Here is a 21309-nt window from a genome sequence, read left to right as displayed (position 1 = left end):
ATAGATCGACCCATGAGAGCCCAAAATGCAAGCACATTGCATGAAATCGGGAGCACAATATGCGCTACCAGTTTTCAGAGGAGGAATTTCCATGGGTCCGTTCCCGCACGATGCGCCGCCGGCCAGGATCAGCGCCGACAACCCCGCCGGCACCGACGGCTTCGAGTTCGTCGAGTTCGCGCATCCCGAGCCCGAGAAGCTGGAAGAGCTTTTCACGCGCATGGGCTACCAGCCGGTCGCGCGCCACAAGACTAAGAAGATCACCGTCTGGCGCCAGGGCGACATCAACTACATCGTCAACGCCGAGCCGGGCAGTCACGCCATGCGCTTCGTCGACGAGCATGGCCCTTGCGCTGCCTCGATGGCGTGGCGGGTGGTCGACGCCAAGCACGCATTCGACCACGCGGTGTCGAAGGGCGCCGTGCCCTACACCGGCGCCGACAAGGCGCTCGACGTGCCGGCCATCGTCGGCATCGGCGGCTCGCTGCTCTACTTCGTCGACAAGTACGGCACCAAGGGCTCGGCCTATGATGCCGATTTCGAATGGATCGGCGCGCGCGACCCCAAGCCCCAGGGCGTCGGCTTCTATTTCCTCGACCACCTGACCCACAATGTCTATCGCGGCAACATGGACAAGTGGTGGGATTTCTACCGCGAGCTGTTCGGCTTCAAGCAGATTCACTTCTTCAACATCGACGGCCGCATCACCGGCCTCGTCAGCCGCGCCATCACCTCGCCCTGCGGCAAGATTCGCATCCCGCTGAACGAGTCCAAGGACGACACCAGTCAGATCGAGGAATATCTCAGGAAGTACAAGGGCGAAGGCATCCAGCACATCGCCGTCGGTAGCGATGACATCTATGCCGCCACCGACAGGATCGCCGAAAAGGGCCTGAAGTTCATGCCCGGCCCGCCCGACACCTATTACGAGATGTCGCGCAGCCGCGTGCACGGCCATGACGAACCGCTCGACAAGATGAAGAAGCACGGCATCCTGATCGACGGCGAAGGCGTGGTCGACGGCGGCATGACCAAGATCCTGCTGCAGATCTTCTCCAAGACCGTCATCGGCCCGATCTTCTTCGAGTTCATCCAGCGCAAGGGCGACGAGGGCTTCGGCGAAGGCAACTTCCGCGCACTCTTCGAGTCCATCGAGGAAGACCAGATCCGCCGCGGCGTGATTTCCCAGACCGCCGCCTGACCAGCGAACTCAAACAGGCCTCTGTTGGGGCGGGTTGCACGCAGGGCAGCCCGCCCTCTTTTATTGCCGACAGGGAGATCAGGCCCGCCTGGCGACGACCGACTGCATTCGTGCCCGGCGATAGGCATCGGGTATCGACAGCGCCCAGACGAACAGCCCGCCGGCATGACGCCCAATGAACGAGGTCTCGGGCGTCGTCGTCATGTAGGTGACCATGGCGAAGAACAGAACGAAGAAGGCGAAGGCGAGTCCGCGCTTGGGGTCGCGCACCGCCACATGTCCAGCGCCCGGCAGCACGATCGCCAGCGCCAGCACCAGATAGGGATTGATCGGCTTGGCCATTATTGTCCTCACGCGGCCTCGTAGACCGGACTGACCAGCTCGTCTTCGGCCAGTACCATGCTCAGGGCCTCCGCCTCCTTCAGCGCCTGGCGCACCAGTCCAGAAGGGATCGCCGTCAGCGGGAAACGCGCCTGGCGCAGCAGCATATGCGAGCCACGGTCGCCCTGTGCGGCCTGGCGGATGAGACGCGTGCCGCGTGGCGTGATCACCGCCTCCTTGACCTCGGGGTCGGTAAACAGCGAACGGAAAAGCGTTGCGACCTGTGCCGCCTGCCCGGATGTGGCACTGCCATCGCCGCGCATCAGCAGTGAAGCATTGGTGTCAGGCGGCGTCATCCACACCGGCATGTCATGGACGAGCGAGTAATATTCGGCGCCTGTCGGGCGGGCCAGCGCGCCGATGGTCGGACGCGCGCATTCGGTCTTTTCGCTGATCGTCACCCGCAGCCACAGCTGCGGCAGCCGCCGCGTCACCATGGTGTCGGCGATGAGTTCGACCTTCGCCTGCCTGCCGTCTTGGAGCCGTCCGGTCAGCACCGGAAACCGGTCCGACGACAGGCCGATGCGGGCACCTTGAAGAAGCGTCGCCGCTTCGTTGAGCAACCCCTCGCGCTGCGCAAGGGCGGCACGATGGTCGCCGATGGCGCGAACGCCCATCCAGGCGAGCGATGCGGTGACAAAAGCTGAGAAGGCGAGCGTGGTGATCATCAGGGCGCCCAAAAGCACAACGGCGGCGCAGGATGCGCCGCCGTCTTTGTTGTTGTCAGTAACCCAGCGGCTTGGGCCAGGGCATGGTGAACTGGTCACCGCGGCGCACGAACTGATAGCGCCGGAAGTGGAACCAGAGCGAGGCGACGATGTAGAAGCACATCATGGCGCTGAGCTGCGTGCCATAGCCAAGGAACACGGCGAAATAGGCGGTCGAGCACAGAACGAGCAGCACGATCGTCGGCAGCGGATGCAGCGGATGCACATAGCCGCGCTTGATCGTGTCGAGCGGCCACTTGTTCCGGAACATCACCATGTTGAAGGTCATGAAGGTGTAGCCGAGCAGGCCCGACAGGATCGAGAAGGTCACGACCTGGTCGAGCGGTGCACCGAGCGCGAAAATCAGCGCGATCGGCACCAGGAAGACGATGGCACGATAGGGCGTGCGGTAGACCGGATGCACGGCACCGAACCAGCTCGGCAGATAACGGTCGCGACCCATCGAGAACCAGGCGCGCGACGCGTCGTTGATGCAGCCATTGGCCGAGGCCAGCGTGGCAAAGGTCGTGCCGACGAAGAGCAGGACCATCAGCCCGGTGCTGCCGGTGACACGCGCCGCGTCGAACAGCGGCGTGCCGGCCTGGCCGAGATACTCCCACGGCACGAGGCCCGAGCAGACATACCAGGTCATGGTCGCCGCAATCAGCAGCGTCATGATGCCGGCCATGGTGCCGTAGGGCAGCGAGCGGGCGGGCGAGCGCACTTCCTCGGCCGCCTGGCAGGTGCCTTCGATGCCAAGGTAATACCACAGGCCGAAATGCAGCGCCGCCACGATGCCGACCCAGCCGTAAGGCAGCGGATCGGACGTGATGGCCGAGAAATCGAGCGGCACGGCCGAGGCGCCGAACTGCACCGATACGAACAGCGTGATGATGGCGACGAAGGCGATTGCCGTAATGACCAGGTTGAAGGTCAGCGTCGCCAGAACGCCGCGATAGTTGAGCCACGCCAGGAACATAATGGCGAGGATGATGAAGGGCTGCTGGTTGAGGCCCGAATGGCCCTGCATGCCGGCCACCGTGTCGAGCAGGAAGCCGACGGTGATGGCGTTGGCCGCTTCCAGCATGGTGTAGGCCATGACGAGGAAGAGGCCGACATTGAAGGCCATGAGCGGGCCGACGATGTGCTTGGCCTGGGCGTACTGGCCGCCGGCCGCGGCGACAGTAGAGGTCACCTCGGAGTCGATCATGGCGACGCAGGTGTAGAGCAGGCCGGCGACCCAGCAGGCGACGAGGCCGGCGATCATGCCGCCTTTGCCAACGGAGAAGTTCCAGCCCATATATTCGCCGACAAGCACGATGCCGACGCCGAGCGCCCACACATGGGCGGGGCCCAGCACGCGCAGCAGCTGGAGGCGTTCGCCCTCCGGCGCGGTTGAAGTCACGTTTGCCATTGCCGTTCCCCTTCAGATCGAATGGCGTTCGGCCGTGGCCTCGATCTCGCCTTCGCGCGAGGAGGTCAGAAGCTCGTTGTCGTAGGTGGTATCGATGCGGACCAGGTCGGCGAGCATCAGCAGGCCGAACACCGCCGACAGGGCCCAGGCGGCGTATTCAAGAACGTTCCAGAAATCCATTGTCGCCTCCTACCGCTTCTTGCCGAAGCGTTCTTCGATGACTTCGCGGTATTCGCGGTCGGAAAGGCGGACCACCATGACGAAGTAGCCGATGACCAGCACTGCCATGACGATCAGCGCGCCCCAGCTGAAACTGTAGTCGAAGCGGGCGGTGATGATGTCATTGGCGGCAGCCGGGTCGGTGATGCCGAGGGCTGCCCATTGCTGTTGTTCGGTGGCGTTCTGGCCGAGCGCTTCCCACGTCGGGTTGGCGATCGGGTTTGGCACCTTGGCGGCGCCGGCGAGCCCCATATAGAGGGGGATGTAGAGCGCGCCGACTGTAAGCACCAGAAGCGTGATGACGTCGAAGACCTGGCCTGCGAGGCTCTGTTTTGGAGGTTGGTAAGCCATGTTGCTGCCCCTTAGCGCTTACGCTGGCGCATCTCGTCGAGATGCTTGAGGTCGAGGCCGTAAATGAAGTGCTTGTCTTCGTGGTAGTGACGCAGCATGGCGAAGATCGCAGCCGTGTTGAAGGCAAGCACGAGGCCGCAGGCAACTGCCAGGATGATGCCGATGGCCGGGACGGAGATGTATGACCAGACGCTGAAGAGCGCGAACAGCATGGTGCACCAAAGCACCACGATAAAGGCTACAAGGCCGGCGCGGTCGCGGCTATGCATCTTTTCGATGCGCTGGTCGTAGCCCGGCTCCGCGTTTTGATGAACGAGAGTTGCTTCCATTTCCTCCTCCGGATGGCCGTTTTCGGCTTCATTGTGCGGGAAATTAATTTCCCCTGAGGAATGTCCGGCAAAGTTAATTTCCTGTCAAGCGACCTATGTGCGCACATGTCGCACAGGGCAGACTGCGAGAGGCGCAATGCCGTTGAAATGGCTCGTCTTTTGCCAGTTTGCCGACTGTCGGAAATTTTACGCAGCAGGTCGCAAACGAGCGACCGGCACTGCCCAAACGGGCAGGATCAGCGCCGTGCGATGGTTTTTTCGGAGCACGCCCAACCAGAGTCGTGCGGACTGCCCAATCGGACAAAACACCGGACGGCGACCGGCAAATTGGCCGGTCACCGTCAAGCCTCGCAGGGATTTGCGCAGAACTCAGGGCCGAGGCTTGACCGACACGAGGACGAACATGCCCGGCGCCTCCTTCCTGGTCTTGTCGGTGACCAGCAGATAGAGGCCTCCGCCCAGGCTGGCCATGCCCTCGAAATTGTCGTTCAGCAGCGGGCTCGATCCGGGATCGAGATTTTCAACGGCGCATGGCGCGTCGCCGCCGCACGTCTTGGGATCAAGCACCCTTAGCCGGCCAACACTCGGCCCGCCCTTCTGCTCGCGTGTGCGTTCAAGCAGCAGTAGCCGACCGTCGGGCATGGGCTCTATGGCCTTGAGGTTGCTGCGCTTGGGCTGGAAGGTGGCGAAGCTCCAGCTTTTGCCGTCGAGGCCATGGATAGTATGGGTGTCGCCGGGTTCACCCATCATCGCTTCTTCGGGCGCGGTGACGATGCCTTGCCCGGCTGTCACGGCAACTGCTTCCAACCTGCTGTTCGGCTCGTTGTATCTGGCCGGATCGGCCAGCGCCTCGGGCAGTTGCACGGCTCCGAGCGAGGCGCCGTCAGACCGCAAGCGGTGGATGGCCGGTCCGTCCTCGAAAGCGACCAGAAGTTCGGTGTCGCCTGCCTTGCGGTTGTCGCCGTTAACAGCGGCAAGACCCTCGGCATTCACGGTTGCCGGCGTTGCGCCGGTGTTGAGCGACACCGAAAGGACGGGCTCAAGCGCGACGATCTTGCCATCGCCGACCTCAATGCTGAAATGGTGCAGGACGCCGTCGTCGGACACGGCATAAAGCAGCTTTTCGTCGGCGTCCCAGGCAAGGCCAGACAGTTCGTTGATCGACTGCCCGCCGGGGCCTATCGCCGGCACGGGTTTGCTGTCCAGGACGGCAAGGTCGAGCGGCTGTGTCATGGCGGGCGCGTCGAGCGCGAATGTCGAAGCGCCGAGCAGCGCCGCCGTGAGGTACTTCATCATCTCTTTCGCTCCTATTGGAAACTTGGCTGGAGAAGGACGGGACGTGAGGGAGCTCCGCCGAGCTTGCGCAGCGCCGGCAGGAAGCGGTTGTGCTTGGTTCCGGGGTTGAGCAGCGCTGTGGCGACGCAGTATTTCGAGCAGCGCTTGGTCGGATGCTGGTGTAGTGCCCTCAGGATGCCATCGGCAACGCCGTTGCCATTGGCCGACTTGGTCTCGAGGATGAACCGGCTGGGATCGACAGCGTGTCGCACGCCACCAGCGAAGAACTCGAGCCCGCTGTCGATGGTCATGCGCTCGCCACCCTGCCGCGCCACCAGCGTCATGCGGCGGTATCGCATGTCGAGAACGCGTGACAACAGATGCGGAAAGGCCTGGCCGTACTGGGCACGGTAGACCTTGTCGATGAAGGCCAAGGCCACATCGTCAAGCACGCCGAAGCCCTCGGGATCGCGGTCGAGGCGCTTCTTGATCGTGACCCCGCGCTTGTCCTTGAGCTTCACTTCGAGAAAGCAGAGCCCGGCCTCGACATAGCGGCGGATGCGTATCTTGGCCCGCTGCCGCCTGCCTTGATGGTGGTCGAAGTAGCTCCGGCGCTCGACATCGTCGAAATAGCAGGTCTCGTAGGTGAAGGCGCGCCGACCATCGATTTCCAGCATATCGAAGACGTCTGCGAAATCGCCGGCGGCCTGCATCAACACCGTGCCGTCGACGACGTATTTGTTGTCCAGCCGCTCCAACATGGCGGCCTTACCGTTCAGGGCCTTCAGGCTGATCGGCGCGAAACCGCTTGAAATGAGCGCATCAGTGCTTGCGATAATGGACATTGAGTTTCGCCATTTCCGTGATGTAGTCGAGCTGCAGCACCTGGTAGGACAACACGTCGACGCCCAGACGCTGGGACAGTTCGGCGCGCGTGGTTGCCGGGTCGGACAGCAGAGCGACATTGATCTTGTCGAGCGAGACCTTGGTGCCGCTGACCGATTGCAGCATGCGGGGATGGTCGACGACAAAGGCACCGGCGAGCACGAAGGCAACGGTCACCGCCACGAAAGGCAGTGTCGTTCCCTGCACCGAGCAGATGACGGCGATCGCCACGCTGCCGAAGAAATAGGTCATCTCGGTCTTCGACAGCGGTTCCGAGCGCAGCGTGAACAGCGCCAGTATGGCGAACAGGCCGAAGCCCGCGGCAACGCCGAACTGGACCGTCGACAGCACGGTCAGCACCGCAAAGACGAAGATGTTGAACAGGGCCGCCGCGGTGACCAGCTCCTTGTCGCGGTAGCGGCGGTAATACATGCCGAACAGCAGCGCCGACATACCGGTGAGGTTGATGCCGAAGCGGACGAGTTCGGCCGCGAATGGCGTCTGCAGAAGTTGCGCGATCATCGGCCCCTCCCCTTCACGGCGGCGGGCCTTTGTGGCGCCTGATACGGCAGGTTGGGGATTGGCATTTCGGTTCTCCTGATCTGCGCCGCAGGGCGGCTACGTCAGGAAGAACGGGCGTTGGCAAAACCTATTCCGTCGCCGGCAAACTATTTTTCGACCTCAGCAAGGGAAACGGAAATGCAAAACAGTAAGACTTTCCCGAATGCGCCAGGCGGCGCCTCAGCCATGGCAGATGGCGCGGCCGTTGAGCAGGCCCCAGCCATAGACTGGATCCTTGCCGGGAGCGCCCAGATCCTCGGCGCTCTGGCGCAGGAGGGCTTCCACTTCCCCGGCACCAAGGGCCGGGTTGGACGCCTTCAGGATGGCCGCAGCGGCGGTCACGAAAGGTGCGGCAAAGGAGGTGCCGGTCTTGGGCTGGGCACCCTTCACCGAGGCCGCGGTCCAGACCTGCACGCCGGGTGCGGCGATGTCGATATGGTCGCCTGATCCGGCACGGCGATAGGGGTTCTTGGCGCGGTCTATGGCGGTGACGGCGATCACGCCGTCATAGGCGGCGGGGTAGAGCGGTGCGGCGCGCGGCCCGTCATTGCCCGCGGCCGCCACCAGAACGATGTCGGTTTCGGTCGCGTTGCCCACCGTCTTTTCCAGCAGAGGATTTGCCGGCCCGGTGAGGCTCATATTGATGACCTGCACGCCGCGCGCTGCCAGAAGGTCGATCGCCCGCACCAGATCATAGACTTCAGAACGGTCGTCGCTGCCATCGCCGCGATGAAAGGCATCGACTGCAATCAGCTCTCCACCAGGAACGAGCCCCGGCGTGCGGCTTTCGGCCGACCCAATGAGCAGCGCGGCGACGGCCGTGCCGTGCTGGCGCCCCGAGGCGGGCAGATCGCCCTGCCCCAGCCGGATGGTTTCGATGCGGCCGCCGGCGAAAGCGAGATGATCGGCATTGACCGCGGTGTCGATGAGGCCGATCCGCGCCGGCTTCGTGCAGCGCCCGGCAAAGGTATCCGCCGCCGGCCAGCCGACGACCTGTCGCGCCAGGCAGACATTGGCGCCGCAACGCTCGTTGCCTGCCTGATCAGGGCGATAGTAGTGGTTGAAATCGACCTCGGCCCTGGGGGCGAGTTCGACCGCTCGACTGAGGGCCGCCTCGAGCGTCACCCCACGTGGGATACCCAGTTTGACGAGCGCCGACCCGCCGTCGAGCGCGACGGCAACACGCTCGCGCACGGCATAACCTTCCGCAAGCAACGTTGCGAGGGCGGCGTCGTCGAGCCCTAGCGCCACGATCTCGCGCGGTGCATGCGTGGCTGGTTCTCGCGTCGGCGCCGTGCGCCTTGGGTTCGCCTGCCGCTGCCTGAAAATGTCGAGAGGCCGGCCGCCTGAACCGCCGCCGCGCGCCGACGGCGACCTGTCCGAACCGGCACCGCCGCTGCCACCGGCATCGTCATCATCGTCGCCGTCGTCATCGTCATCCGCCAATGCCTGGTTCGTGCCCATGACCGGGCCTTGCCACGGCCCGGCGAGCGGCGTGCCAAAGGTGGCGAGCAGGGCCGCCAGGGCAAAGACGGTCAGGCGGTGCGAAATCTGGACAGGCATGGCAGTCCTCTTATCCGTCCCTGTGCAGGCAGTACAACTGTTAGCGTTCCACATAAGACTTCTGACATCCCATATCATTTCGACGGCATTTGTGCATTTTGGGGCCAACGGACGGATGTCCCGATTATTCCATCGACGATCACGACAGGAACCGCATGAAAGGTGACGATGTTCAGGTGAGCGACCGGCTGGTTGCCTTCCTGCCCAATCTGCGCCGCTTCGCCATCTCGCTATGCCGGTCGCGCGATATCGCCGACGATCTGGTGCAGGCGGCATGCGAACGAGCGCTGGCGGCGCAAGGCAGCTTCGAGCCGGGCACGCGCTTCGATGCCTGGATGTTCCGCATCCTGCGCAATCTGTGGATCGACCAGGTTCGCCGAGCCAAGACCGCGGGGCCGACCGAGGACATCGCCGAACGCCACGACATATCAGGCGACACCGGCGAGCGTGAGGCCGAAGCGCGACTGACATTGAAGAGCGTGGCCAGCGCCATCGACGGTTTGCCCGACGAACATCGCGAGGTGCTGCTGCTCGTCTGTGTCGAAGATCTGTCCTACAAGGAGGCGGCGGAGGTGCTCGCCATCCCCATCGGCACCGTGATGAGCCGGCTTGCCCGCGCCCGCAAGAATCTCGCGGAGGCCGCTGGAATAAACTCCGCAGCCGACCGTTCTCCCGCAAAAGGGCGAAATCCATGAGCAGCCAGCAATTCGACGACGAGACACTGATGGCCTTCGCCGACGGCGAACTGGACGCGGAGACGACCGCGCGCGTCGAAGCGGCCATGGAGACCGACGACGAACTGGTGATGCGGCTCGCAACCTTCATCGAAAGCCGCGCCGCCGTCGCATCGGAGCTCAAGCCGCTGATCGACGAGCCGGTGCCGGAAGCCCTGACGCGTTCGGTAGAGGCGATGGTCGCCGCCGCGCGCCAGCCCAAGAGCGAACCCGCACAGTTGGAAAATGTCGTGCATCTGCGTCCGGCACGCCGGTCTACGCACCCGAGCTGGGTCATGCCGCTGGCGGCATCGCTCGCCGCCGTCGCCTTTGGCGTCGGCGGATATCTCGCCGGCCAGGCAAATGCGCCGGGCATCTCGGCACCATCGCTGGCGGGCATCTCCGATCCGGCGATGGTCAGAACCCTTGACACAGCCGCATCGGGCACCGAGGCAATTATCGCCGACGGTTCGATGAAGCTTGTTTCGAGCTTCCGCGACGGCGGCGGCACACTGTGCCGCGAGTTCGAGCTGAAGCAGGCCAGCGGCACTGCGACCGTTACGGTCGCCTGCCGCGACGGCCAGGAATGGTCGTTGCGCCTTGCTGTCGCCGGCCCGGCAGCGAGCACCGGCGCCTATCAACCGGCCGGCGCCACCGAGACCGTCGACGCCTTCCTGACGACGATCGGCGCCGGCGCGCCTCTGTCTGAAGCCGACGAAAAGGCGGCGCTCGCCAGGCAGTAAGCTATCTCGCGGAGACCTGCGGCCCACGCTTCTTTTCGCTGGCGTAGAGCGCCACAGCCATGGCGCGGTTGCGGACGCCGAGCTTGTCGTAGAGATTCTTGAGGTGGTACTTCACCGTGTTTTCGGAGATACCGGTGCGGGTGGCGATCTGCAGGTTCGTCCAACCGTCGGCGAGCACGCCGAGCAGCTCCAGTTCGCGTGTGGTCAGGCGCGACAGCGGCGTTTCGTTGATCTTGGCGACATCGACATAGGGAATGCAGATTCGGCCATTGGCGACCGCCAGCAGCGTGTCGAACAGGATGCAGGGGTCGTCGAACTGGTAGCAGAAGCCCTGCGCGCCCAACCGCACGCATTGCTTGAGGATGCCGATGTCGTGGTCGTTGGAGAAGATGACAACCCGCGCCGCGAGCTGGCGGCGGTTGAGCTCCATCAGCACCTCGGCGGCATCCATGTCGGCCAGTTTCCAGCCGACGATGGCGATGTCGAAAGCAGGCTGGGCCTCGGCCACCACCCGCACGAAGGCGTCGCCTGTCTGGACGCCCTCGGCAAAGGCAAAACGTTCGTCGCGGCCGATGAGATCGCGCAGGGCCGATATGACAAGCGGATTGCGCTCGGCAATCAGGACCCTGAGCTTGTTGTCTCGCTGCATAGGCTCGCCACCGAAATCAGCGTTTCCAGTTGAGCCGATCCAACCTGATGTCACCTCGCCATGCCCGCTCTCCAGCGACAGGAATCAGTCGTAGATTCGGAATCGTCCGACCAGATCGTGCGTTTCTTCGCGCACCGCGGCCTCGATCTTGGCGTTTCCGGCCTCGCCATTGGCAGCCAGCCCGTCGATGACGGCCATGGTCATACGGCCGACCTGCCGGAATTCCTCCGCCATGAAGCCGCGTGTCGTACAGGCCGGCGTCCCGAGCCGCACGCCCGAGGTCACCATCGGTCCCTGCGGGTCGAAAGGAATGCCGTTCTTGTTGCAGGTGATGTAGGCGCGGCCGAGGGCCGCCTCCACCGCCTTGCCGGTCAGGTTCTTGCGACGGAGATCGACCAGCATCAGATGCGTGTCGGTACCGCCTGAGACAATGTCGACCCCACCCTCCTGCAGCGTTTCGGCCAGCACCTTGGCGTTGGAAACGACGTTGGCGGCATAGACCTTGAACTCGGGCGTCAGCGCCTCGCCGAAAGCCACCGCCTTGGCGGCGATGACGTGCATCAGCGGACCGCCCTGCAGGCCGGGGAACACGGCCGAATTGATCTTCTTGCCGATCTCCTCGTCGTTGGACAACACCATGCCGCCGCGCGGACCACGCAGCGTCTTGTGCGTGGTGGTGGTGACGACATGGGCATGATCGAGAGGATTGGGGTGTACGCCGCCGGCAACGAGGCCGGCGAAATGCGCCATGTCGACGAACAGCTTGGCGCCTACCTCGTCGGCGATCTCGCGGAATGCCTTGAAGTCGATGATGCGCGGATAGGCCGAGCCGCCGGCCAGGATCACCTTTGGCTGATGCTTCTTGGCGAGGTCGCGCACCTCGTCCAGGTCGATGCGATGCGTGTCGGGCTTGACGCCGTAGGACACGACGTTGAACCACTTGCCCGACTGGTTGACCGGGGCGCCATGGGTCAGGTGACCGCCGGCCGCGAGGTTGAGACCGAGGAACGTGTCGCCCGGCTGCATCAGCGCCATGAACACCGACTGGTTGGCCTGGCTGCCGGAATTCGGCTGCACGTTGGCGAACGTGCAGTTGAACATCGTCTTGGCGCGCTCGCGCGCCAGATCCTCGATCTCGTCGACATAGGCGCAGCCGCCATAGTAGCGGCGGCCGGGATAACCCTCGGCGTATTTGTTGGTCAGCACCGACCCTTGCGCTTCGAGCACCGCTTTCGAAACGATGTTCTCGGAAGCGATCAGCTCGATCTCGTCGCGCTGGCGGTTGAGCTCGCGGTTGATCGAGTCGTTGACGGCGGGGTCGGCCTGGGCCACGCCGGTGCGGAAGAAGTGACGGGCGCTGCCAATGCCGGGTCTTGCGGGGATGTTCATCTCGGTCCTCCTGAAGGTCATCCGGTCCAGCCGAGGCCGGCGGAAATGCAATTGATCGAAAGCAAAAGCGCGTTGACCGCGCGCTTGGGCTTGGCGGTCGCGCCGTCCTGGGTGCGCACCTCGCGCAACAGCTGGACCTGGAGCCGGTGGATCGAATCCATCTGCGGACGGATGCGGTCGAAATGGCGCTTGAAGGCCGGGAAGCGCTCGGACAATTTGAGCCCGCCATTGACCTCTGAGATCATCCTGCGGGTCAGGGCGTATTCCGCCGAGATCTTGCGGTAGATGCGCTCGCCGACCTCACGATCCTGCACCAGCCCAGCATAGAGCCCGCCAATGTCCATGTCGGTCTGATAGAGCCCCTTGTCGACCTCGTCGACGACGAGGCGGAAGAAGCGCGAGCGCTCGAACATCTGGCGCAAAAGGTCGAGGCCGGCATCGCCACGGACATTGACGAAGGAATTCAGCGCGCTGCCGATGCCGTACCAGTTGGTCATGATGTGACGGTTCTGGCTCCAGGCGAAGACCCAGGGTATGGCGCGCAGGTCGGAGATGTCGCGGGCACCGAAGCGGCGGGCCGGACGCGACCCGATCTTGAGCAACGACAACTCCTCAACCGGGCTCGCCTGGTTGAAATAGTCGATGAAACCCGGCTCGTTGATGAGGCCCGAATAGGAGGCCTGCGACATGCCGGTCAGCGCTTCCAGCGCCTCGCTGAACTCCGGATTGTCCTTGAGCTCGGCCTCGTTCTGCGACTTGACCGAATGGGCAAAGACGCTCGCGGCAAGGATTTCCAGCTGGTAGAGGCCGGTGCCGCGATTGGCGAATTTGGACGACACGACCTCGCCCTGCTCGGTTACGCGCATGGCACCGCCGATGGTGCCCGCCGGCTGGGCCGCGATCGCCCTGCCCGTCGGTGCGCCACCGCGGCTGACCGAGCCGCCACGTCCGTGGAAGAAACTGATCCTGACCTTGCGCTTGGTGCCAAGCGCGGTGATGCGGCGCTGGGCCTTGTTGAGCTCCCAGTTGGAAGCGAGGAAACCGCCATCCTTGTTGCTATCGGAGTATCCGAGCATCACCTCCTGGCGGTTGCCGAAATCGCGCACCGAGCGGCGGACGATCGAGACACCCAGAAGCTGGTCGAGAATGTCGGGCGCGGCGCGCAGATCAGCGATGGTCTCGAAGAGCGGCACGACGCGCAGGTTGATCGTGCCGCTGCCATCGAGCGCGGTTGCCAGCCCCGCATATTGCGCAAGCAGGTAGACGGCGAGAAGGTCGTCGCTCGACCGCGTCATCGACAGGATGAAGGCGCCGACCGCACCACCGTTCATGGTTGTCGTGGCGTCGCGGATGACGTCGAAAAGATCGAGCAGCTCGCGCGCTTCGTCCGACAGCTTCTGGCGATCGACCTCAAGCTGTTCGCCTGAATGAAGGGCAGCGCGGATGCGCGCGCCCCAGGCGGGCGATCCCTCCGCCGGTGCGGCCTGGCCGTCCGTCGTCTTGAACAGCTCTGCCAGCACCCGGTTCACGACCGTCGAATTTTGCCTGATGTCGAGCGACACCGTGCGGAAGCCGAAGCTTTCGACCTGCTGGCGCAGCGGCCGCACGAAACGCCGCGACACCAGGTTGCCGCCGATTGCGCAGAGCACGTTTTCGAGGTCGCGCAGGTCCGACTTGAACGCTTCGGCGCGGGTGTAGGGCTTGGCCGAAGCTTCACCGCGCATGGCCAGCAGCCGCTCCAGCATGGCAGCAGCAAACTGGCGCAGCGGTTCGTCGGGATTGCGCGCGACGATCTCGGAAGCGGCATGGGTGCGATGCAGCGCACGCGCCAGCGCCCTTGAAAAATCCTCGGGGATGTCGACGACATTGGCACTGACGCTAAGCACGGTCAGCAGCCGACGAACCTGGCTGACGTACCAGCCGATGATCGCCTGGCGGCATTCGGTCAGCGCGTAGGCCGTGAGCTTCGCGGTGACGTTCGGGTTGCCGTCGCGGTCGCCGCCGATCCATGACGCATAGCGCATGAAGGACGGGACCTTGACGTCATATTCGGGATAGTGGCGCGCCAGCGCGTCCTCAACTGCGTCATAGAGCTTGGGTGTCGCTTCGAAGATAACTTCGCGGAAGAAGTGCAGGCCCCAGGCGATCTCGCGTTCAACCGACGGACGCTCGAGTCTGAGTTCGCCCGACATCCAGAGGATCTCGATCTCGCTCTTCAAGTCGTCTATCAGTTGCTCACGCTCGCGCGGCGACCAGCGCTGCTGCTCGAGCTCGGTCAGCTTGCGATAGATGCGGCGATGGATTTCAAGCACGGTGACACGCTTGGCCTCGGTCGGATGTGCCGTCATCGTCGGACCGACGCTTAGGGCGTCGAGGGTGGCCTGGATGTCCTCGGCCGGGTAGCCGGCGGCGGCGATCTCGCCGACCACGTTGGAGAAGGAACCGACCACTTCGTCGGCGCCGCCCATCTGCTCCATCTCGCGGCGCGAGCGCATGGCGAGCAACTCGTTGGCGATGGCCGCAAGCTGGAACCAGATGCCCGTCGCCTGCAGCGCCGGAATGCGCTGGCTCGCGGCAAGCGCATCAAGGCTGACGCGGCCGGTCAGAATGTCGGCCACGCCCGGCTCCCGTGCACTCACGACCGACATCAGCAGCCTGAACAACAGGCTGCGGACATCCTCGCGAAAGCTGAGCGGTCTGCTTTCCTCCACAGCGACACCCGTTCGTCTCGTGTTGACCGGATGCGACTTCGGCGAGCCGCGTTATCCCGGAATGCTGTTTCCCGAGATGAAGCTGACAGGCTTTGTCTGTCTTTGAAAACGCCCGGACGGGTAGATTTCCCATTCGTTCGGGTGGTGCCCGGCTTGGCCGAATGATGACATCCCCTGCCCATTTCGGACTGTCGTGCCGGACGCATCAGGGATTGTTTGCGGGGACGCTGATTTCGTCTGTTTTCCAGTGGACGCAACTTAACTCATGTGCAACTATCTTGCCTGTTATGCAAATACGGGAGGCACATGAAAGTGGGGTCCTATACCGCGATACAGAACGCCGCAGCACGAGCCGAAGGCCGTTGAGGAGAACGAACATGCATAAAGTGCTGCCGGAACTTTACGAGGGCCATGCGCCCATCACGCTCCACAATGCCTTCCACGATGCGCTCGAAGCGCTTGAGGAATGGAAGGAAGGCAATGAAGAGCCTCTTGTAGCCGTTGACGGCTACAACGTCCCCATCAGCCACGTCTTTGCGCGAATGAGCGCCTGTACTGATCTCCTGCCGCTGCGGACCCGCGATGTGCTCGAAACCATCGTCGACAAGGGTTCTTTCCGCGCTTCGGGCGGTTCGCTTTATGCCGACGGCGCCAAGCTGGTGATGCCGATCTGCGTCGAGCGCATGACGCTGTCGCTGCTGCGTCCCAGCGCCTCGGTGATCCAGCTGCGCAAGTCCTGCGTCGACGCCTGAGCATAGTGACCAATCTGCGGACCGCCGCGCCCTGCGCGGCGGCTTTGCCTTACCCGCGACACGGGACCGGCAACAGCAATCTTCTCCAAAATCGAAGTCAATGAAAAAGCCCCGCCAGATGGACGGGGCTTTCTGCATTTCGTGTCAGGCTGGCTCAGGCCGCGCGGGCACTCGAGGCTTCGACGCCATATTCCAGCGACGAGTCCAGGATCACATGCCACAGGCTGTCTGCGAAGCTGGTAAAGACCAGCATGCTGTAGACGGGGGTGCCGTCGGCACCATTGGCCTCGCGCCAGAAGTTGACGGCGGTGTGATCGACCGACGTGTTTGCGGAGCTGCCAACCGGAAAGACGCTGTCGTGCAGGTCCAGCGACGAGAACTTGGCAATAGCATCACGGGCACGCGGGCCCGAAACGCGGATCAAGCAGCGGCCGTCGCACTGATCCGACAGAGACGCCGAGCCGGCAAACGCCTTGGTCATCGCTTCCAGCTGGGCTGCTTCGTCGCTGCGCGGAGCAAAGACCGTGAACTGGTCGGGGCCCGACCAGACGAGCGTCGCACCCTTGCCGCTGACGGCCTTGGGCGATACCGGCGGCTCCACGCCAAACAGCTTCTTTGCCGCCTTGGCGGTTTCGGCAGCCTTGCCGCGGCGCGCCATGACCTGCATCAGCACGATATCGCGCATCTCGGTGAGGGTCACGCCGGCCGTAGCGCCAGCCGCGCCATGGCGGCCGGGAACGAGTGCCTTTTTCAGCGGCGATTGGGTGGTCCAGGAAAAATCAGCCACGCTGGCGCACTCCCTCGGGATCGTAGAAGACAGGGCTGCAGATCTCGGCGTCGTAATCCTCGCTCCGCAGCGGATCGTGGATGCGCACGATCTCGCCGGTACGCTCGCGTCCGCGCTCGACCAGGCCGAGGCCGATCCACTGCTGCATCATCGGCGAGTAACAGACCGAAGTGACATAGCCCTGGTCGGTTGCAGGACCGGGAATGGCACCCTTGGGGATGACATGCGCGCCCGAGCGCAGCCTGCGCTTGGTGTCGACAGGCTTGAGTCCGACCACGACCTGACGGTCGGGTGCGGTCAGTCCGGGTCGACCGGCCATGACACGGCCGATGAAGTCCTTCTTCTTGGACATCATCTTGCCGAGGCCGAGGTCGTCGGCGGTCGTCGTGCCGTTGAGCTCGGGACCGGCGACATGGCCCTTTTCGATGCGCATCACGCCCAGCGCCTCCGTACCGTAGGGCACCACGCCATAGGGTTTGCCGGCGATCATCAGGTTCTCTGCCATCGCCGCGCCATAACGCGCCGGCACCGAGATTTCGAACGCCATTTCACCCGAGAACGAGATGCGGAACAGGCGGGCTGTCACGCCGCCGCGCAGCTTGACCTCACGGGCGCCCATGAAGGGGAAGCCCTCGTTGGACAGGTCTTCGCTCGGGTCGACCAGCGCCTGCAGAAGCTTGCGCGTGTTCGGTCCGGCGATAGAGAACTGCGCCCATTGGTCGGTCGCGCTGGACAGTTGCACGTCGAGTTCGGGCCACAGCACCTGGCGGCAGAATTCGAGATGCGCCATGACAGGGCCGGCCTTGGCCGTCGTCGTGGTCAGGAAGTAGTGGTCCTCGGCGAGACGCGACGTCGTGCCGTCGTCCATCACGATGCCGTCCTCGCGTAGCATCAGTCCGTAACGAGCCTTGCCGACACCGAGCGCCGAGAAGGCATTGATGTAGACGCGGTCGAGGAAGGTGCCCGCGTCGGCACCGCGCACGTCGACCTTGCCGAGCGTCGACACGTCGCAGAAGCCGACGCCGTTACGAACGGCGAGCACTTCGCGGGTGACCGACTCCAGCCAGTCCTTTTCGCCCGTTACAGGATACCACTGCGCGCGTTTCCACAGTCCGGTGTCGACGAACGTGGCACCGCGGGCGGCAGCCCAGTGGTGCGACGGCGTCAGCCGCCAGGCGTGGAAATTCTCGTCGCGGTGATGGCCGGCGAGCGCGCCGATGGCAACCGGCGCATAGGGCGGACGATAGATCGTCGTGCCCGTCTCCGGGATGGTCCTGCCGGTGGCAGCGGCCATGATGGCGAGACCGTTGATGTTGGAGGTCTTGCCCTGGTCGGTGGCCATGCCGAGCGTGGTGTAGCGCTTGAGATGCTCGACGCTTTCGAAGCCTTCGCGCTGCGCCAGCGTCACGTCGGATGCAGTCACATCGTGCTGGAAGTCGACGAAAGCCTTGCCCTTGGCCTTGACCTGCCACAGCGGCGAGATCGCATAGGTTTCGTCGCCTGCTTCCGAAGCTTCGCCGGCATTGCCCGAGGCACCGCATTCGGCGGCAGCTGCTGCACCCGCTGAATGGCCGTCGCGCAGGCAAGCACCGAGCGAGAACTCACCGTTGGCGGCCCCGGCCGTGACCATGCCCTTGGGCGCGTCACCCGGCACGAAGGCGGCGATGTCGTCGCGCCAGACCGGCCTGCCGCGATGGAAGCAGGACAGGCCGACATTGGGATTCCAGCCGCCCGAAACGGCGAGGCAATCGGCGTCGATCTGCTGGGTGCGGCCGTCACGGTCGGTGACAACGACGCCACGCACGCCGTCAACGCCGCCCTTGACGCCGCTGACGCCGCCCGAGAGCACGCGCAGGTCGGAAAGCTCGGCCACCGCCTGATACTCCGACGGCACGCGGCCGCGCGGATCGATGACGGCAGCAATGTCGCCGCCGGCTTGCTGGATCGCCTCGACAGTGCGCCAGCCATCGTCATTGTTGGTGAACAGCGCCACCTTGCGGCCAGGCATGGCCGCAAAGCGATTGACATAGGTGCGCACGGCGGACGCCATCATGACGCCCGGGCGATCATTGTCCGGGAACACGATCGGCCGCTCGATGGCGCCTGCAGTGACCACCGAGCGCTTGGCGACGATGCGCCAGACGCGCTGCCGCACCTGATGTGGGCCGGGCATCGGCACATGGTCGTTGACGCGCTCGAGCGCGGCGTGGACGCCGCCGTCATAGACGCCGAACAGCGCCGTGCGGGTCATGACGCGGACATTTGCCATAGCGTCGAGCTCGGCGCTCGTCCGGCGCACCCACTCCTCGGCATGCATGCCGTCGATCTCGCCGCCATCGCTGAGCAGGCGGCCGCCGACCTGGCTGTCCTCTTCGACCAGGATGACACGCGAGCCGGCACCGCCGGCGGCAAGGGCTGCCGAAAGACCGGCAGGACCGGCGCCGACAACCAGCACATCGCAATGCGCCCAGGCCTTGTCGTAGTGATCGGGATCCGGCAGCTCGGCGCTCTTGCCGAGGCCGGCAGCGCGACGGATCATCGGCTCGTAGATCTTCTCCCAGAACTTCGCCGGCCACATGAAGGTCTTGTAGTAGAAGCCGGCGACGAAGATCGGCGCGGCCAGCTGGTTGATCGACATGAAGTCGCGGCGCAGCGACGGCCAGCGGTTCTGGCTCTGGGCGATCAGCCCGTCATAAAGCTCCTGCGTGGTGGCGCGTGTGTTGGGCTCCTTGCGGGCGCCGGTGCGCATTTCAACCAGCGCGCTCGGCTCTTCCGAGCCAGCGGTGATGATGCCGCGCGGGCGGTGATACTTGAACGAACGCGCCACCAGCTTGACGCCGTTGGCAACGAGTGCGGAGGCCAGCGTGTCGCCGGCAAAGCCGGTCATGGTGGCACCGTCGAAGGTGAACTGCATCGGCACCTTACGGTCGATCAGGCCACCGCTGCGCAGGCGGTGCGACTGGCTGGCCGCAGCGGCCTGGCTGCGGGCGCTGGTAGCGCCGTCGGCAGCCACTGTCCTGCCGAGCGGCTCGGATTGGGAATAGCCCGACATGGTCACTCTCCTGCCTGCGCCGGCTTGGCGGCGCCAGCACCTGGCGCTGCCTTCACCGAAATGAATTCGTGGGTGACCGTGTTGCGCTCGGCGACCAGCCAGGAGCGGCAGCCGCCGCCATGGTACCAATATTCGCGCATCACGCCGGCAACGTTATCGCGCAGATAGACGTAATCGTAGAAGGCGTCCTCGACGAGTTCGGGGCCTTCGCCGCCGTCGATTGCGAAGTTGGGGCGCTTGGGAGAGGCGTCGCCGAGATAGGTGAACTCGCCGTTTTCACGCTCGCCGCAGAAGGGACATGCAATACGCATTTCCTGTAGTCTCGCTTTCAGTGCAGGTTTGGCTGGGCGCCCTGGCCCTTTTCGTCGATCATCGCGCCGCGGCGGAACCGGTCGAGCCGGAAGCGTGCCGCCTCATGGTGCGGCTCGTCGCGGGCAAGCAGATGGGCAAAGACCAGGCCGGACGCCGGCGTCGCCTTGAAGCCGCCATAACACCAGCCGGCATTGAGATAGAGGCCGTCGACAGGTGTCTTGTCGATGATCGGCGTGCCGTCCATCGACATGTCCATGATGCCGCCCCACTGGCGCAGCATGCGCACGCGGCCGATCATCGGCATCACCGCCATCCCGCCTTCGCAGACGTCTTCGACGACAGGCATGTTGCCGCGCTGGGCGTAGGAATTGTAGCCGTCGAGGTCGCCGCCGAAGACGAGGCCGCCCTTGTCGGACTGGCTGATGTAGAAGTGGCCAGCGCCGAAGGTGATGACACCAGGGATCAGCGGCTTGATCGCCTCGGAGACGAAGGCCTGCAGCACGTGGCTCTCGATCGGCAGCTTCATGCCGGCCATGGCCGCAACCTTCGAAGTGCTGCCGGCGACCGCCATGCCGACCTTGCCAGCGCCGATCCTGCCGCGTGTGGTTTCCACGCCGGTGACCTTGCCGTTCTGGTCGCGAACGAAGCCAGTGACCTCGCAATTCTGGATGATATCGACGCCACGCTGGTCGGCGGCGCGGGCGTAGCCCCACACCACGGCATCGTGTCGGGCAGTGCCGGCGCGGCGCTGCAGCAGGCCGCCCATGATCGGGAAGCGCGCATTGTCGTAATTGAGGAACGGCAGTTCCTTGCGGATCTGCACGGCATCCAGCAGCTCGGCATCAATGCCGTTGATGCGCATGGTGTTGCCGCGGCGGGCAAAAGCGTCGCGCTGGGCATCTGAATGGTAGAGGTTGATGATGCCGCGCTGGCTGACCATCGCGTTGTAGTTCAGGTCCTGCTCCATGCTCTCCCACAGCTTCATCGACAGCTCGTAGAAGCCGGTATTGCCGGGAAGCCCATAATTGGAGCGGATGATGGTGGTGTTGCGGCCGGCATTGCCGGAGCCGATCCAGCCCTTTTCCAGCACCGCGACATTGCGGATGCCGTATTCGCTGGCGAGAAAATAGGCCGTCGCCAGCCCGTGGCCGCCGCCGCCGATGATGACCACGTCGTAGTGGCTTTTGGGTGCCGGATCGCGCCAGGCCCTGTCCCAGCCCTTGTGGCCTGACAGTGCCGCCTTGGCGAGTGAGAAGATCGAATATTTCATCGCATGAGTTCCGGCGAATTTTGACAAATGCTGGGCCGTCGCCCG

The 21309-nt window shown here is 64.2% G+C and carries 21 protein-coding genes; 4 read left to right on the top strand and 17 right to left on the bottom strand.

From position 1 onward, the window contains the following. Nucleotides 1–91 precede the first annotated feature (91 nt). Nucleotides 92–1201, top strand: coding sequence for a 4-hydroxyphenylpyruvate dioxygenase (hppD, locus tag NDO48_RS23485; protein ID WP_267322452.1), 1110 nt, complete (start codon nt 92–94; stop codon nt 1199–1201). 78 nt (nt 1202–1279) lie between these two features. Here the strand turns inward: hppD and NDO48_RS23480 are convergent, their stop codons facing one another. From NDO48_RS23480 to NDO48_RS23435, 10 genes are all read right to left on the bottom strand, one after another. Further along, a complete protein-coding gene (locus tag NDO48_RS23480) occupies nt 1280–1543 on the bottom strand; it encodes a hypothetical protein (RefSeq protein WP_018430949.1) in 264 nt (87 codons plus the stop codon). 8 nt (nt 1544–1551) lie between these two features. After that, nucleotides 1552–2250, bottom strand: coding sequence for a hypothetical protein (locus tag NDO48_RS23475; RefSeq protein ID WP_267322451.1), 699 nt, complete (start codon nt 2248–2250; stop codon nt 1552–1554). A gap of 55 nt (nt 2251–2305) precedes the next feature. Then, the gene (locus NDO48_RS23470) at nt 2306–3703 is read right to left on the bottom strand and encodes an APC family permease (protein WP_018430947.1); all 1398 of its coding nucleotides are present in this window, start codon (nt 3701–3703) and stop codon (nt 2306–2308) included. A 12-nt stretch (nt 3704–3715) separates the two neighbouring features. Beyond that, nucleotides 3716–3883: a hypothetical protein gene (locus tag NDO48_RS23465; protein WP_018430946.1), complete on the bottom strand. Its 168-nt coding sequence runs from the start codon at nt 3881–3883 to the stop codon at nt 3716–3718. 9 nt (nt 3884–3892) lie between these two features. Continuing rightward, the gene (locus tag NDO48_RS23460; protein ID WP_018430945.1) at nt 3893–4273 is read right to left on the bottom strand and encodes a hypothetical protein; all 381 of its coding nucleotides are present in this window, start codon (nt 4271–4273) and stop codon (nt 3893–3895) included. 11 nt (nt 4274–4284) lie between these two features. Then, the gene (locus tag NDO48_RS23455; protein ID WP_267322450.1) at nt 4285–4602 is read right to left on the bottom strand and encodes a hypothetical protein; all 318 of its coding nucleotides are present in this window, start codon (nt 4600–4602) and stop codon (nt 4285–4287) included. A gap of 369 nt (nt 4603–4971) precedes the next feature. Further along, the gene (locus NDO48_RS23450; RefSeq protein ID WP_018430943.1) at nt 4972–5898 is read right to left on the bottom strand and encodes an esterase-like activity of phytase family protein; all 927 of its coding nucleotides are present in this window, start codon (nt 5896–5898) and stop codon (nt 4972–4974) included. Nucleotides 5899–5909: 11 nt separating this feature from the next. Further along, the gene (locus NDO48_RS23445) at nt 5910–6722 is read right to left on the bottom strand and encodes a polyphosphate polymerase domain-containing protein (protein ID WP_267322449.1); all 813 of its coding nucleotides are present in this window, start codon (nt 6720–6722) and stop codon (nt 5910–5912) included. After that, the gene (locus NDO48_RS23440; RefSeq protein ID WP_267322448.1) at nt 6700–7284 is read right to left on the bottom strand and encodes a DUF4956 domain-containing protein; all 585 of its coding nucleotides are present in this window, start codon (nt 7282–7284) and stop codon (nt 6700–6702) included. Before NDO48_RS23440 ends, NDO48_RS23445 begins: the two co-directional genes overlap by 23 nt. A 219-nt stretch (nt 7285–7503) precedes the next feature. Further along, entirely contained in the window at nt 7504–8886 is a 1383-nt protein-coding gene (locus tag NDO48_RS23435; protein WP_267322447.1) for a S8 family serine peptidase, read from the bottom strand. A 155-nt stretch (nt 8887–9041) separates the two neighbouring features. On the opposite strand from NDO48_RS23435, the gene NDO48_RS23430 reads away from it, so the two are divergent. Together NDO48_RS23430 and NDO48_RS23425 are read left to right on the top strand one after the other, a co-directional pair. Then, nucleotides 9042–9581, top strand: coding sequence for an RNA polymerase sigma factor (locus NDO48_RS23430; protein WP_018430939.1), 540 nt, complete (start codon nt 9042–9044; stop codon nt 9579–9581). Continuing rightward, on the top strand, nt 9578–10342 hold the full coding sequence (locus tag NDO48_RS23425; RefSeq protein ID WP_018430938.1) for an anti-sigma factor family protein: 765 nt from the start codon (nt 9578–9580) through the stop codon (nt 10340–10342). Before NDO48_RS23430 ends, NDO48_RS23425 begins: the two co-directional genes overlap by 4 nt. Nucleotide 10343: 1 nt before the next feature. Here the strand turns inward: NDO48_RS23425 and NDO48_RS23420 are convergent, their stop codons facing one another. The 3 genes from NDO48_RS23420 to NDO48_RS23410 form a co-directional block, all read right to left on the bottom strand. Next, on the bottom strand, nt 10344–10991 hold the full coding sequence (locus NDO48_RS23420) for a LuxR C-terminal-related transcriptional regulator (protein ID WP_018430937.1): 648 nt from the start codon (nt 10989–10991) through the stop codon (nt 10344–10346). Nucleotides 10992–11075: 84 nt separating this feature from the next. Continuing rightward, nucleotides 11076–12380 carry a serine hydroxymethyltransferase gene (gene glyA / locus NDO48_RS23415; RefSeq protein WP_040457384.1) on the bottom strand — a complete coding sequence of 435 codons (1305 nt, stop codon included), beginning with the start codon at nt 12378–12380 and terminating at the stop codon, nt 11076–11078. 17 nt (nt 12381–12397) lie between these two features. After that, a complete protein-coding gene (locus tag NDO48_RS23410) occupies nt 12398–14998 on the bottom strand; it encodes a phosphoenolpyruvate carboxylase (protein ID WP_245262424.1) in 2601 nt (866 codons plus the stop codon). Nucleotides 14999–15468: 470 nt separating this feature from the next. Between NDO48_RS23410 and NDO48_RS23405 the strand changes: the two genes are divergently transcribed. Beyond that, nucleotides 15469–15843, top strand: a complete 375-nt coding sequence (locus tag NDO48_RS23405; RefSeq protein ID WP_157632934.1) for a hypothetical protein — start codon at nt 15469–15471, stop codon at nt 15841–15843. A 154-nt stretch (nt 15844–15997) separates the two neighbouring features. On the opposite strand, the gene NDO48_RS23400 is transcribed toward NDO48_RS23405, so the two are convergent. The 4 genes from NDO48_RS23400 to NDO48_RS23385 all read right to left on the bottom strand — a co-directional run bounded on the left by NDO48_RS23400 (nt 15998) and on the right by NDO48_RS23385 (nt 21264). After that, on the bottom strand, nt 15998–16630 hold the full coding sequence (locus tag NDO48_RS23400) for a sarcosine oxidase subunit gamma (protein WP_267322446.1): 633 nt from the start codon (nt 16628–16630) through the stop codon (nt 15998–16000). Further along, on the bottom strand, nt 16623–19544 hold the full coding sequence (locus NDO48_RS23395; protein ID WP_267322470.1) for a sarcosine oxidase subunit alpha family protein: 2922 nt from the start codon (nt 19542–19544) through the stop codon (nt 16623–16625). The genes NDO48_RS23400 and NDO48_RS23395 overlap by 8 nt, the downstream gene beginning before the upstream one ends. A 140-nt stretch (nt 19545–19684) precedes the next feature. Beyond that, entirely contained in the window at nt 19685–19993 is a 309-nt protein-coding gene (locus NDO48_RS23390; RefSeq protein ID WP_267322445.1) for a sarcosine oxidase subunit delta, read from the bottom strand. 17 nt (nt 19994–20010) lie between these two features. Further along, on the bottom strand, nt 20011–21264 hold the full coding sequence (locus NDO48_RS23385) for a sarcosine oxidase subunit beta family protein (protein WP_018430930.1): 1254 nt from the start codon (nt 21262–21264) through the stop codon (nt 20011–20013). Nucleotides 21265–21309: the final 45 nt, after the last annotated feature.

The sequence above is a fragment of the Aminobacter sp. MET-1 genome (assembly GCF_026521175.1).
Taxonomy (GTDB): Bacteria; Pseudomonadota; Alphaproteobacteria; order Rhizobiales; family Rhizobiaceae; genus Aminobacter.
This window is presented reverse-complemented; position numbering and strand designations above follow the sequence as displayed.